Raw genomic sequence first — 14,205 nt, 5'->3', positions numbered from 1 at the left:
TAAATTGGCTAGGCCAGTTCTGTGCGCACAGTGCGCGCAGCCTCTACCATATTCAGTAAGGATGACCCGACCTCAGCCCAGTTACGGGTTTTAAGGCCACAGTCCGGATTTACCCAAAGTCTTTCAACCGGCACCACTTGTGCAATTTTCATAAGTCGCTCAACCAACTCCCTCCTTTCCGGCACATTGGGTGAGTGAATATCGTAAATGCCAGGTCCAATTTCATTGGGGTAACCACCGGCCTTGTCGGCAAACGCGCTGAGTAGGCGCAAATCGGAGCGAGCTGATTCAATAGTAATTACATCCGCATCAAGGGAAACAATGGCATCCATAATTGCATTGAAATTGCTGTAACACATATGAGTGTGGATCTGGGTTTCCGCTTTTACTTCGCTACAGGTGTAGCGGAAACACCCTACCGCCCAGGCAAAATAATCCTGGTGCTCAAACTCTCGAAGGGGAACCCCCTCACGTAAAGCCGGTTCATCAATCTGGATAATCCCGATACCGGCCGCCTCAAGATCCAACACCTCCTCCCGCAATGCCTTGGCAATTTGCAGACAGCTCTCACTGCGGTGGATGTCTTCCCTCGGGAAGGACCAGTTGAGAATTGTGACCGGGCCGGTGAGCATACCTTTTACCGGCTTATTAGTAAGGCTCTGGGCATAGCTGCTCCACTCTACTGTCATAGCGTTAGGTCGGGAGATATCACCAAAAATAATCGGGGGTTTCACACAGCGAGAGCCATAACTTTGCACCCAGCCATTACCGGTGTGTACAAAACCATCCAGTTGCTCCCCGAAATATTCCACCATATCGTTGCGCTCAGCCTCACCATGCACCAGTACATCCAGACCGAGTATTTCTTGACGACGGATAGCTTCGGCAATTTCAGCGCGTAGATGTTCTAAATAATCCGCTTCAGAAATTTCGCTATTGCGGTACTTGCGGCGCACACCGCGCAAAAGATCCGTCTGTGGGAATGAGCCTATTGTGGTGGTGGGCAGCAGTGGTAATTTCCAACGCTTGGCCTGTACTAAAGAGCGATCCTGAAAGCACTGTTGACGCCAGGTATCCCGTAATTGATCAGCAATGGAGCCCTCGGCTATGCCACTCTCTCCGCCTGAGACAGGGATCTCTGTGTCCTCATTGAGCAGCTGCTGTAATTGAGCCAACTCCTGAAGTTTCTGGCGGCTGTAAGCAAGCTTCTGTTTTTGCTCACTGGGCAGCTTGATCTCTGTTTCCAGATCCACAGGGCTGTGGAGCAGGGAGCAACTGGCTGATAGCCACAGGCGATCTCCCAACTGTTTCGCCAAAGGCTGCAAAGTGCCCTGCCAGCGGTTGAGGTCTGCTCGCCACACATTTCGCCCATTAATCACACCCGCAGACAGAACCTTGTTCTTACCTGCCAGCTGGGCCGCAGCTTCAAGTTCTTCAGGTGCGCGTACACAGTCAATATGTACCCCGGACACAGGGAGGGAAAATACCAGCTCCAAATTCTCGCGCAAAGGTGAGAAATAGGTAGCCAGCAATGTATTCAGCCCCGGGGCTACTGCCGCAATCTGCTGGTAGGTGCTATCAAAAGCCCCACGCCATTCATCCGGCAGATCCAGGCCTAGTATGGGTTCCTCCAACTGCACCCATTCAACTCCGAGGTCAGCGAGCTGAGACAGCAACTCGGCATAGCAAGGCAGGAGTTTTGGCACTAAATCCAGAGGGCTATCCACACCTCGCCCCAGCCACAGGTAAGTGAGTGGTCCGATAACCACCGGCTTGACTTTGTAGCCCAGGGATTGGGCTTCCCGCACCTCGTCAAGTAACCACTCACTATCCAGGGAGAACGCCTGATCATTGGAGAGCTCAGGCACCAGATAGTGATAATTGGTATCAAACCACTTGGTCATGGCACTGGCCGCTACCGGCTGTCCCGATGGAGCGCGACCACGGGCCAAGCGGAAATATTGGTCCAACTTGTTTTCTGCCGCTCCCTCTACAAAACGCTGACCGACCACACCAAACATCAGGGAGTGATTCAGAACCTGGTCGTACCAGGCGAAATCTCCCACAGCCACACGGCTCAATCCGGCCTCACTCTGGGCCTGCCAGTTACTACGGCGTATCTCTGTGCCCACTTGCAGCAACTGCTGCTGGGGTATATCACCGCGCCAATAGGCTTCTTGCGCTTTTTTTAATTCGCGATTGGCTCCGATACGCGGATAGCCGAGGATATGTGTTTGCACCATGGCCGCCTTCCCAAGCTCTTTCCTGTGAGGGGAACAAAGTTGCCCCATTGAAGAATACCCCGCAGCTGCGATTTCGGTAGCGGTCGCATTAGCGAGAGTCCTGACTTGATTGTGTGCGCACAGTACTGTTCAATCAATTTCATATTTTTTGCAAATAACATGAATAATTTTAATGATGATTGAATTGCGCCATTTGCGTGCGCTGAGTGTTTTGCGTGAGACGGGCAGCTTGGTACGCGCAGCAGAGCGCCTTCACCTGACCCAGTCGGCTCTTTCGCACTTATTTCGCGAAATGGAGGACCGGCTCGGCCAAGAACTGTTTATACGCAAATCCCGGCCTCTGCGATTTACCAGTGCCGGTCTGAGACTGCTGCAATTGGCGGACGACATACTGCCCCAGGTAGCTATAGCACAGCGGGACCTGTCCCGGCTGGCATCTGGGCAAGCGGGCAGGCTCAATATCGCTATCGAGTGCCACAGCTGTTACCAGTGGCTGATGCCCGCACTGAATACCTATCGGGACGGCTGGCCAGAAGTGGAACTGGACCTGTGCAGCGGCTTCCACTTCGCTCCCCTGCCCGCACTGGTGCGCGGCGACCTGGACCTGGTTGTCACTTCCAACCCGGACCCGGATCTCAAAGGCCTGCACTACGAGCCGCTGTTCAGCTTTGAAATGTGCCTTGCCATAAGCCGCAAACACCCTCTGGCACAGGAGAGCAAGCGGCGCTGGGTAGAACCGCAGGAATTGGCTGGTGAAGTCCAGATTACCTATCCGGTTGAGCGCGAGCGGCTGGATATATTCCAGCACTTTCTCGATCCAGCCGAAATAGAGCCAGCGGGTGTTCGGACCGCAGAACTCACCGTGATGATGGTTCAGTTAGTAGCCAGCGGCCGAGGGGTTTGCGCCCTGCCCAATTGGGCGCTGCACGAGTACCTGCAAAAGGGGTTTGTTTCCCAACTACAGCTGGGTATAGAGGGCCTTTGGAGCACTCTCTACGCGGCAGTGCGGGAAGATATGCTCGAGCAACCTTATCTCACAGACTTCCTCAAAACCGCACGGGATACCAGCTTTGCCAATCTACAAGGTGTGAGAGCGGCCAAAACCAGCCCCAGTGTGGCAGAACCTGCCTAACCACTTACAAAAGTTAACTGGGCGGCTTAAGCCTTTGCGGAAATAATGACTTATTCAACCTCAGCACAATTATCAAACAAACTGAATATTTTCAGATCAAGCAAATCAATGGTTTGGTCTGGCCGGAGAGGCCGGTAAAATCACACAAATAACTATATACGGCAGTGGCCTGTACCCGGCCAAATGCCTGGACTTTGTAGGAGACCCTCTATGTCAAACCCGGTTGAACGTTGGAACTCAGTGAGTAAAGGACTGCACTGGCTTTTCGTAATCTTACTGCTCTCTGTGTGGGGAGCGGTTGAACTGCATGAGTTTTACGAGCGCGGCGACCCCATGCGCGGCTGGTTTATGCAGCTGCACTTCTCGCTGGGAGTCGGTGTCCTGATGCTTCTGGCCCTTCGCCTCTACTGGCGTGCACGTCACAAGCGCCCACAGATTGAAGGCAAGAAGTGGCAGAAGGCACTGTCCAGCCTGACCCATGGTGGACTCTACCTGTTGATTCTGGCTATGCCGGTATCAGGCATCGTGATGCGCCAACTGTTTGGGCGCGATACCGAGTTTTTTGGCCTATTTGCCGTTCCCAACCTGTTCGCCAAAAACCCGGATCTGGGCAAGCAAATCGCTTTCCTGCACAAAGATGTAATGTGGCCCGCCCTGCTCGTACTGGTTGGACTGCATATCGCCGCAGCCCTGTGGCACCACTTTATTGCCCGCGATAACACTTTGACCCGGATGCTGCCGCAACGCTAATCCAAGATAGGGAAGTGAGAAGAGATAGGGAGAGTTGAATGGGAGAGCGCAAGGCTGCGCTCTCCCGAATAGAACCAGCTAAAGCAGGTACGACTTACTCGTCGTTATTGCCGCGCTTGGCTTTGGGCTTTCCTTTGGGCTTGAACTTAGGCTTACCCTTGGGCTTCCCTTTCGATTTCACCGCCGCTTCATCGAAGCGGGTGATTTTCATCGGTTTACCGGAAACACGCACCTTCTTCAGGTGTTGGAACACTTCTTTCGGCATTCCCTGGGGCAGATCTACCGTGGTGAAATCGTTGTAGATTTCGATACGGCCGATATAGGAGCTGTCCAAATCCACCTCATTGGCAATAGCGCCAACAATGCTGCCGGGACGCACGCCCTGCTCGCGGCCGATCTCAATACGGAAGCGCTCCAGCCCCTCATCGGGCGGCGGCAGCTTGCGATCTTTCTCGAAGCTTTCCTTCTTGCGGCGGCGGCCACCGTCAAAGTCATCATCGCGCTCGCGACGCTCTTTGCGCGGTCTCTGCTCTTTCTCTTGAATCAGCAAGGGCTGGTCACCTTGGGCCATTGCAGCCAGCGCGGCAGCAACATCCAGAGGGTCAACTTCATTCTGCGCCAGGAATTCCTCAACCAGCTGGCGATAGGGCGCCAGATCAGTTTGGCCTTCCAGGGTCGCGGTAATGCGCTCGCGGAAGCGCTGCATACGGGCACTGTTAACCGCATCTGCGCTGGGCAAATCGAGTTTTTCGATCGGCTTCTTGGTCGCTTTCTCGATGACTCGCAACATACGACGCTCGCGGGGCGCCACAAACAGGATAGCATCGCCTTCGCGACCGGCGCGGCCGGTACGACCGATACGGTGAATATAAGCTTCGGTATCGTAGGGGATATCGTAGTTAATCACGTGACTGATACGCTTTACGTCCAGTCCACGAGCCGCAACATCGGTGGCTACAACAATATCGAGCTTGCCATTTTTCAGCTTGTCGATCACGGCTTCGCGCAGGTTCTGCGCCATATCACCGTTCAGGGCGGCACTGGCAAAGCCTCTGGCGGCCAACTTATCTGCCAGTTCCACAGTGCTGTTTTTGGTGCGCACGAAGATAATCGTGGCGTCCACCGGCTCCGCTTCAAGAATACGGGTCAGTGCATCCAGTTTGTGCAGGCCGCCAACCGGCCAGTAGCGCTGGCGAATGGTTTCCGCAGTCTCAGTCTTAACACGGATTTTTACTTCAACCGGCTCATCCAGATGCTCGCGGGCGATGCGGGCAATCTCTTTTGGCATAGTGGCGGAGAACAGCGCAATCTGGCGCTCTTCAGGAATCTGCTCCAATACCCACTGCACATCATCGATAAAGCCCATGCGCAGCATTTCATCCGCCTCATCCAGCACCAGGGTGCGCAGATTGGACAGATCCAGGGAGCCGCGACGCATATGGTCCATCACCCGTCCGGGGGTACCTACCACCAGCTGAACGCCACGCTTCAACTGCTGTATCTGGCCGCGGTAGTCCGCGCCACCATAGATAGGCGCAACGTGGAAACCTTTCAACTTGGATGCATAAGACTGGCAGGCTTCAGCCACCTGAATAGCCAGTTCGCGGGTCGGTGCCAGCACCAGTGCCTGAGGGCGACGATCCTTCAGGTCCAGCTGGGAGAGTAGCGGCAGCGCAAAGGCTGCGGTCTTGCCAGTGCCGGTCTGGGCCTGGCCTAGCACATCCCGCCCCTCCAGCAGGGACGGAATAGTTTGTGCCTGGATCGGGGAGGGAGTCTCATAGCCGAGCTTTTCGATGGCGCTGAGAATTTCAGACGGCAGACCCAACTGGTCGAAGCCGGCCGCTTTAGGGGTATCGGTCATTTCGGAATTCACTTGAAGCCAAAGTCCCTATCGCGGGACCGGAGCGGTGGGTAAAAGGCCGCGCAGTCTAACAGGTTAGACGATCCAGATCAGCCTGTTTTTTAAACAAGCTGTGATGAAGCGTGCAAGCGGAATGAAATACCTTAGATGGAAAGGAAAAGAACGCAAAATCCCTAATCTCTAGTCCAAGTCCGTGCGAGAGAATTAACCCGCACTATTTCCGCTTTTGATAGAGAGCTTGGCCTGGGGGCTACCCTCAGCAGCAGATTCTATGCGCTTTACCACCCCTTCGATGGTGGCGCCAACCGCCTTGGAGAAGCTACCGTCTAGCTGAGTTTGCTCATATAAATAGGTATGAAAGCGTCTGAAAAAAGCAATATCCACGCTCTCAGGCTCAGCCCAGAAGCTAGATAGTTTACCTTGATGAGTCAGGCCTGGGATGTCATATAGCGCACGCCCAAGCACTTTTGTGGGCACTTTGTGAAGAAGGGCAGAGATACCGACAGTACTATTAATTGTGACTACGCCACGAGCATGGTCCAGTAGAGTAGGCAAGTGCAGATCATGGCAATAGACTACCCGCCCCTGAATATTATAACGAACCTCTAAACTATCAATCAGTTTCTGATAGTGACAGAAACCACGGTCCATAGGGTGGTGCTTAAGAACGATTACCGCATCACTTGGAGCACTCTTAGCAAATGATTTTAATACTCGATCAATTGCATTTTCGATGGACAGGAGATCAGAATGCTCTCGCAATTGAAAATCATCGCGTGTCTGTAGGGGAAATAAGAAAAAGCGCTGACTAAACTCTCCTATCAACTTAGCAGTCAAATTGCGTTCTGTTATCTTATACAGCCCTTTGCGTACAAAACTTCTTAGCCAACATATGCCTTCAGCTTTCCAGTCCCGGTTTCGGTGGTGGTGATAAGCTGGAAACTCTGATCGGGCAAGACGCATCGCCGTATAGTAGCCCATAGCATAAGAAGCTCGGCGCCAAAACGTTTGCCCTACCGGCGAAGCGCAAGGTTTTCTTAAGTCAGGCTCATACTTTTCGATCCCATCCCGTGTCCAATCCATTCGGGAAAAAGCATTCACACCACCCCATTCCAAGGTGACAAAGTCAGGGCGAAGATAACCTTCTTCAAACACCCCATAAGCCACGCCCAAAGATTCGCAAACGGTTCGGGCTTGAAAGTGATAACGGCGGCAGTCTCCGTATACAAATACAGCCTCAACCCCATGTTCCAATAAGTAAGAATTAAAGAAGGATGCCCAGTCACTTTCACTTCCGGTGAAGTCCACCTGAAAATCGGCCCAGGCAAAGTAGCGGTCCCCGCCGTTAAAATTAATTTTGTGCGTAGTTATGCCCTGTTGTGAAAGTCGCCTTGCCAACTTCGCAAAGAACGGGCCATGAGGCCCCTGTAAAAAGACTGCCGCAGACATTATTCATCCTACCCCTGAAACTTGCTATTTGGCGCTTAGAGATTGAGCACATACAAATAATTGGTTAAACAAAAACCATTACCATGCCGTATGCTAGCCACTCAGCTCATTGACACATTGGCATGTGCCATTCTGCGGCTCCATTGGGCCCAACAGGGAATTCATTAACTAAACGAACAAAAACAGGTATTGGAGTACCAATTGGCGCGAAATTCTACCAAACGGATTAATTTTTTTCTACAGTTGTTCACTTCTTACTAAAGTCAGTGACTGGTTGAGATAAAACTCACCGCGGTGGAAAAGTATAAACAGAGAAGTCTTTTCCCTGTATAGAATACTAAATCCATTTAATAAAGTTTGAGAAGACATTTTTATAAAAATAATAATTCCATCATACACACCATCATAAACGAAGCTAAGAAACATGCCATCAAGAAAAATTGGCGGTTGAGCAACCATTTTACTCAGATAAGTGACCACCACAATTGACTAGATCACAATTCACCAACACAGCAATCACAATCCACGCTAACCATTAGTGCCTTATCGGCCAATCCCGATACTCAATAAATTGAGTGGAGCCACTTATCTCCGACAATAACCATTAAGTAATTTTACGATTAGCTAAATACTGTAGAAACTTGACGATTAAAATTCATCCAAAATTTCCTTCTATCTAGGACGTGATAGACGACCATAAAAATTTCTTTGCTCGCCGCTATTGACTTTACCTTGATCTAGGCGTTTTAAGGCCTTTTTCCATACTGCTTCAAATACTTTGGCGGTGCTTTTGGGGAAGGGCGTAAATAATGGATTAAACGGATTATCTCGAGCCTGCATCCACACGGTCATCCGCTTTGACTTTTGAAGTGCTTCACCGCGGCAGTGAAATCCATACACATTGCCAATTACTAGAGTGTTAGCTGGGACAGATAACTTTTTAACTTGATATCCCATTTCATGTAAATCCGCTCCATTGACCCGAAAAGATCCATCCCAATAGCGTCCAGGCGAGCGCTTACTACCTTTTTTACATGCTTCAAGGCTTTCTTTGTACTCCCATTTTAATCTTTTCCATGAGAGCTTATGCGATCCAGGCACATAGATATAAGCGCCATTATTATCACTTGTCTCATCAATGTATAGCCACGCCTTAACACACGGATGGAAAGTATCTGCATGTAAATCACGCTGAGGATCAGGTCGGCGATTTACATCTTCATGATTACAAAGATTTTCTATATAGAATAAAGGAGGGCGATTTTTTGATGAACAAAATCGCATCAACCGATCCAACAATTGATTTTCAGCTAGCTTTTTAAATTCCGGAGCTTTTCTTCGCTCCTCATAATCCATAAAGATTCTCTGAGTTACTGTTGTCCCTTCGATTATTTCCCTAACTGGTCCCTCAAACTGATCAAGCTCTTCAGCCAAGCGGAAAAATTGATCTTCATCAAGAAAATTCTCCCTTAAAATATAGCCATTCTTAATAAATTCTCCTCGATATTCTGAAGGAACAATTGGGGAAAGAAGAAACAACCGAACTCGAAATAGTATATGTGCAACTATCACCCTAAAAACATGCAACCCGAACACATTAAGCCAGTAGCTTCCAATTATAGGATTATTCTTAAAGCTCTTCCCCCAACTAACCAACTCGAAAGACCACTTAGGTATTTTCCAAGTCAAAGCAAGCATTCGGCTTAGCATTATCACCTCCCAAAGATACATATCTGAAAATATACTATTTATATGGAAATACAGCTTCGCTTTGCCGCCTATCAAACGGAGCATCCATTGATATATTTATCAATAGCGAAGAAAATTCTTTCTATACCAGCAAAAAACTTTAAAGAAAAAGCTCCCGCCATCATATAAAGATCGTTTTTTCTCTACCAACTTAACTGTGGTCTCTGCATCAATGTAATCCCCTGTCGCAGCATCAGCATATACTGGGTAAAGTAGCAAAGTTCCCGCGATTAATTCATCTAAAGTCAATTTACGTCGCCGCCTTTGCTTAAAAACGTCAAAATCCTTCCTATCACTCCCTACCTTGGATAGCAGAGTGTCCTCAGTTAAACCCCAACCGGAATAAAAAGGTAAACCATAAGTGACAACCTTAATTTTTCTAAGCAAGGCTTCAAACCCCGTCAAAGAACACAAGGTATGCACCTCATCAACCTGATCCAATATTTGAGAGATATCCCCTTCAGTAACAATCGAGTCATATAATCTTTTAGATCCTTGGGGTAATTCTCCCAAGCGAGCACCAGCAACCACATCGGGATGAGGTTTATAGATAATATATGCTTCTGGATTTTCCTTCCTTACTCTCTCCAAAAGAGAGTGGTTACTTTTTATAACAGGAGAACCATAAGCAATTGAGGCATCGCTTTCCACCTGCCCAGGAACTAAAATAATTTTCTTATTATCAGGAAGAGAGAGATTTACTGAGCCCTGAATGTTATATTTTGTAACTCTTTTTCTTAAAAGTAGCAGATGAAGGCTTTTCGCCCTATTAAGTATTTCATCACTAAAATTAGTATCGCTTAAAACAACTTCAAGATCACTGGGTGACCGGGCATCAAAGTAAATACCCCGGGAATCAAACACTAAAGAAGTGGGTGCAACCAAGTCCGCACCTAGCCCTGCTGAACGTATGAACCCATCTTCAACCCTCCAAAGACGAGCTTGAATCTCCTCCATCTTTTTCTGCAATGAGTTCGTTGGCCAACTAGCCCAAACAAAAATATTAGCGCCCGCTGCACACTGACTGATAGAGCTTGTGCCTCTAACAAAGTCCACCTTTCCCTTTTTACTAAGAAAATTAGGAATAAACTTTCTCTTCCATGATGAAAAGCCCACACCTAACCAAGCACCTTGAAATCTAAGCCACTGCCTCTTTTGCTCCGCAATCAAAGCAACCGTCTCTTCAAACTCACATTTATCACCGGTATATGGGTTTATATATCGACAATACCTCAAATAGGCAGCACAAAAGAGCTGCGAAAGAGATCTGTTGATATTGCGACGTGATAAAAATTGTCTATCTTTAGTTAATCCCCACCCAGAATAAAAAGGAACACCAAAGCAGTGTACTTCTTTCCCTGCAATTAAAGCATCAAATCCCAGCTGACTAGTGACAACATAAACTTTTTCCACATAGTCAAAAATAGCCCAAGGTGAGATATCTTCAGATATAATTCTACAGCCTTTTTCAAAAGCTAAACTTAATAAATAACTCTTCTTCTTTCCTGTTATAACATCCGGGTGTATTTTTACACATATCTCGGCTTCAGGGTTATCTTCAATAGCACTATCCAGCATGGCCAGAAAATGAGATTCAGAAGCCTGGCCAGCCGAAACAGAGACATCTCCAAAAGTCTGATCTACAACTAAAACCCTTTTCAAATTAGTTGACCAATCTAAGGGCTTATCTATGGATTGATTATATTTACAAAGCCTATTAGCTCGTAATAGCTCTATCCCTTTCTCCGCTCGATCCAGTTCTTCAGAAGTGAAGTCAGCTAGAGCTATCAATGTTTCTAAATCACTAGGTCGAGATGCATCATAATAGATCCCAGTTTTATCAACCACCAGACTATGCGGAACCGCTCCATTAACTCCCAACCCGAGCGAACGTAAAAACCCATCTTCTATACATGCAAATGGGAGCCCTGCTCGTAGAGCAATCCTTTTTGCTTTCATCGCTGTTGGTTTAAGCCCCCAACCAATCATATAACTCACATAACTAGCGGGCTTGAACGTAATGTACTGGCAGCGTATATCGAGTAGGCTTTCTAGAATCCGGTGATTCCGCAAACCTAAAGAACAGTGTCCGGCTACAGGCATTTTCGTGCCTCGTCCAGCATATTCTTTCGCAATTCTTCATCCTCAGCCAAAGCAAGAATTCCATCGACCCATTGCGAAGAGTTCATAGGTAAAAGCAAACCGTTTTCACGATGACGAACCACTTTGCCATAAATATCACCAGCAGCGTAAATGCCCACAGCACCAGCCTGTGTGATATCAAAGAACTTGGTGTGAGACCTAGCTCTATTAAAAGGTACATTCAATAAGGGCGCTAAACCTATATTTCGCCCCGGCATCTGTAACATCGAGATATAAGTAGGCCATTTCATCGGGTGCAACACTTTAACCCTTGGTATATTGGAAAAAAGCCGATTCACGTAGGTATTTCCAATTATTTCAAAGCTCAAATTTTGATTATACTTAAGAACCTCACTTACCACAGGGTACAACCATTGGATATCTTCTTGATGTGATGCAGAGCCATGATAAAAAAGATTTACAAAATTTCTATCAGTTATCTTGATGGGCTCCGCTTGCAACAATCTTGGCCTCCAGTCACTATATTTACTCTGTAGATAAGGAGTCGAAACCAACAATTGAGCCCCTACAGACTTTAACCATTTTTGCTTTGACCATCCATATCGAAGCAATTTAAACCTGTACTTAACGGGCAAACTAAGAAATGTCCGCGGATCAAACAAATCATCATCTATAAAGAAAAATATACGAGAAATTTTCTCAATATTCTTCTTCAGAAATGACTTCCATTTACCCGGAATATAACGCACGAATATAATATTAGCGCCTCGTACATTTTCCTCTATCGGAATATCATTAAAACCACAACGCTCGTAACTAACTCCCATATTTTGAAGGAATGGTAAAACAAAATAGTCCGCTGAAGGATTACGGCCTTCCTCCACGATTAGCCAGCGACTGGCCTTTTCCAAATCAATCTCCAAACCGATCAAACCTCAAAGGGAAATACGATAGGTAGTAAAGCCAAGACAACAATAGAATAAGCAATAGTTAGAGGTAGGCCCGCACGAAGAAAATCGCGTAAATGATACCCGCCAAGATTTTGCACTATCAGATTGGTTTGGTAACCAAAAGGTGTTAAAAAGCTTGCGCTTGCTCCGTAAGCAACGGCCATTACAAAAGGCATCCAACTGACCCCAAAACTTTCGGCAAGGCTCCAGGCGAGGGGAAAAGTCAAAGCAGCAGCCGCGTTATTTGTCATCAGTTCAGTTAACGCAAGGGTCAGTAAAAAGATTCCCACCAAACCTGCCATGGGCCCCCAACCAGCAAGGAATCCCTTCAACCTATGGGCCAATACATCTGCCAGGCCACTACCAGCGAAAGCCTCCGCAAGCACCAAAGCACTGGCAATAATCAGCCATATCTGAAAAGGAAAACGCCTTTGCAATTCAGTAGTCGATAGGATGCCGAGGCCGATCATACCACCTAGTAATACCAGCAAGCCTTTTAGCAATGAAAAATAACCAAGTGCCGCTCCAGCAACAACTGCGGTGAAGCCTAAGCCTAACAGCCAATTATCACGCTGAGACAAGTCCCGTCTTACCTCAGTACCGCTGATAACATAGAAGTTTTTATCGATATTAAGATGATGGCGGAAATCAGCACCCACGGCGAGCAAGAGTGCATCTCCTGCTCGCAACTCAATCTCCCCCAACTTACCCGACAGCCTGTCACCGCCACGCCGCATTGCCACAACTGCGGCATCAAAGCGAGTGCGGAAGTTACAACTCTTGAGAGACTGGCCGAGAATACTGGAGCTTGGAGTAATCACCACTTCTGTAAGATTTAAATCCAGTGCCTCGTCATCTAAAGCAAATAAGCGTAAACCTTCTATATCCTGTAAACGTCCGAGATCACGAACATCGCCACTGAAAATCAATTTATCACCTGAACGAATCAATTCTGAAGGACCAACTGGACTAATTACTTGATCGTCCCGAACTATTTCGATTAGATAGAAAGTCTCCAGGCGACGTAGATTGTTTTGCTCAACACTCTTTCCGTCAAGAGGAGAGTTCGCCACCACCTCAGCCTCTAGCAAGTATTCGGCCACAGGTTCATCAGTTACAGTCCCCTCGGGTAGCAAACGGTTACACAATATCAGTACAGTAAGCCCCACTAAAGTTGCAGCTACCCCTACCGGTAAAAAGGCAAAGAAATCCAGTCCTGGCAAGTCGCGATCTAGTACAAAACTATTGACAATCAGATTGGTAGAGGTCCCTATCAAGGTCAGGGTCCCTCCAAGTATCGCCGCGTATGACAGGGGCATTAAAAGCTTGGCTGCGGGCAGCCGTCGCTGCCCCTTAACACTGGATGCAAGTGCTGCCACCACGGCCGTATTGTTGAGGAAAGCGGAACTCAGCGCCGTGGCGGCAGAAAGTCGTAATAAGCTGGCATTGAGGGAGTCCTTGATTAGCCCACCTGAGATCAATCGCAACCAACGAGCCTTTTCCAGTCCCACAGATACCAATAGTAACACGACCAATGTCACCAGCCCCGGGTTAGCACCCTTCTGCAGAGCTGACTCCGCTGGCACAAGTCCAGTTAGAAAGCAAGCTCCAGCGGCCGAAGCGAAGACCAGGGATGGCCTAAATCGGGTGAAGATCAGTGAAACGATAACCAGAACGAAGATACCGGCTACAAATAATTGAGGAAAAGTCATAAAGTTGGGGAGTCGCTTGGGCTATCGGTGCTAGAACTTATTTACTTATACGCTTATCGCGTAAGTAGATTATGCCAAATCTGATACGATTGCGCCTCCAGACCTCCAAACCTTTAAAACAACAAGCCGAATAGACTGATTCCTGCTATCAAAAAGTAAAACTTTCCTGGTATATTGCTCTGAATTCCAATGGCGCAGCAATTGAAATACTGCGCCATCACGCCATCACGCCATCACGCCATCACGCCATCACGCC

At 48.1% G+C, this 14,205-nt stretch carries 9 protein-coding genes; 2 read left to right on the top strand and 7 right to left on the bottom strand.

Translation table 11 applies throughout. The features are described from left to right. Positions 1-8 precede the first annotated feature (8 nt). A complete protein-coding gene (metE, locus tag ACJJII_RS10925; RefSeq protein WP_444919162.1) occupies positions 9-2,243 on the bottom strand; it encodes a 5-methyltetrahydropteroyltriglutamate--homocysteine S-methyltransferase in 2,235 nt (744 codons plus the stop codon). 172 nt (positions 2,244-2,415) lie between these two features. Here metE and ACJJII_RS10920 point away from each other — a divergent pair, with 172 nt between their 5' ends. Then, positions 2,416-3,375 carry a LysR family transcriptional regulator gene (locus ACJJII_RS10920; protein WP_444919161.1) on the top strand — a complete coding sequence of 320 codons (960 nt, stop codon included), beginning with the start codon at positions 2,416-2,418 and terminating at the stop codon, positions 3,373-3,375. A gap of 210 nt (positions 3,376-3,585) precedes the next feature. Next, positions 3,586-4,125 carry a cytochrome b gene (locus tag ACJJII_RS10915; RefSeq protein WP_413664530.1) on the top strand — a complete coding sequence of 180 codons (540 nt, stop codon included), beginning with the start codon at positions 3,586-3,588 and terminating at the stop codon, positions 4,123-4,125. A gap of 94 nt (positions 4,126-4,219) precedes the next feature. Here ACJJII_RS10915 and ACJJII_RS10910 read toward each other — a convergent pair whose 3' ends face one another. The 6 genes from ACJJII_RS10910 to ACJJII_RS10885 form a co-directional block, all read right to left on the bottom strand. Further along, complete coding sequence (locus ACJJII_RS10910; protein WP_282934580.1) at positions 4,220-5,986, bottom strand: DEAD/DEAH box helicase; 1,767 nt, start codon at positions 5,984-5,986, stop codon at positions 4,220-4,222. A gap of 204 nt (positions 5,987-6,190) precedes the next feature. Further along, entirely contained in the window at positions 6,191-7,435 is a 1,245-nt protein-coding gene (locus tag ACJJII_RS10905; RefSeq protein ID WP_444919160.1) for a capsule polysaccharide biogenesis protein, read from the bottom strand. A 672-nt stretch (positions 7,436-8,107) separates the two neighbouring features. Next, the gene (locus tag ACJJII_RS10900; RefSeq protein WP_444919159.1) at positions 8,108-9,145 is read right to left on the bottom strand and encodes a phytanoyl-CoA dioxygenase family protein; all 1,038 of its coding nucleotides are present in this window, start codon (positions 9,143-9,145) and stop codon (positions 8,108-8,110) included. A 99-nt stretch (positions 9,146-9,244) separates the two neighbouring features. Continuing rightward, positions 9,245-11,173: a capsule polysaccharide biogenesis protein gene (locus tag ACJJII_RS10895; RefSeq protein WP_444919158.1), complete on the bottom strand. Its 1,929-nt coding sequence runs from the start codon at positions 11,171-11,173 to the stop codon at positions 9,245-9,247. A 104-nt stretch (positions 11,174-11,277) separates the two neighbouring features. Next, complete coding sequence (locus ACJJII_RS10890) at positions 11,278-12,198, bottom strand: glycosyltransferase family protein (RefSeq protein WP_444919157.1); 921 nt, start codon at positions 12,196-12,198, stop codon at positions 11,278-11,280. A 17-nt stretch (positions 12,199-12,215) separates the two neighbouring features. Further along, positions 12,216-13,949 (bottom strand): SLC13 family permease, encoded by a 1,734-nt coding sequence (locus tag ACJJII_RS10885; RefSeq protein ID WP_444919156.1) that lies wholly within the window; start codon positions 13,947-13,949, stop codon positions 12,216-12,218. Positions 13,950-14,205: the final 256 nt, after the last annotated feature.

It is taken from the genome of Microbulbifer maximicatervae (SeqCode), assembly GCF_052467825.1.
Note: the sequence above shows the minus strand (reverse complement) of the source record. Positions and strands in the feature narration are given on the sequence as shown.

Excerpts from the sequence above, each read along its gene's own strand:
- metE (WP_444919162.1), bottom strand. The coding sequence starts at position 2,243 with ATGGTGCAAACACATATCCTCGGCTATCCGCGTATCGGAGCCAATCGC.
- ACJJII_RS10920 (WP_444919161.1), top strand. The coding sequence starts at position 2,416 with ATGATGATTGAATTGCGCCATTTGCGTGCGCTGAGTGTTTTGCGTGAG.
- ACJJII_RS10915 (WP_413664530.1), top strand. The coding sequence starts at position 3,586 with ATGTCAAACCCGGTTGAACGTTGGAACTCAGTGAGTAAAGGACTGCAC.
- ACJJII_RS10910 (WP_282934580.1), bottom strand. The coding sequence starts at position 5,986 with ATGACCGATACCCCTAAAGCGGCCGGCTTCGACCAGTTGGGTCTGCCG.
- ACJJII_RS10905 (WP_444919160.1), bottom strand. The coding sequence starts at position 7,435 with ATGTCTGCGGCAGTCTTTTTACAGGGGCCTCATGGCCCGTTCTTTGCG.
- ACJJII_RS10900 (WP_444919159.1), bottom strand. The coding sequence starts at position 9,145 with ATGCTAAGCCGAATGCTTGCTTTGACTTGGAAAATACCTAAGTGGTCT.
- ACJJII_RS10895 (WP_444919158.1), bottom strand. The coding sequence starts at position 11,173 with ATGATTGGTTGGGGGCTTAAACCAACAGCGATGAAAGCAAAAAGGATT.
- ACJJII_RS10885 (WP_444919156.1), bottom strand. The coding sequence starts at position 13,949 with ATGACTTTTCCTCAATTATTTGTAGCCGGTATCTTCGTTCTGGTTATC.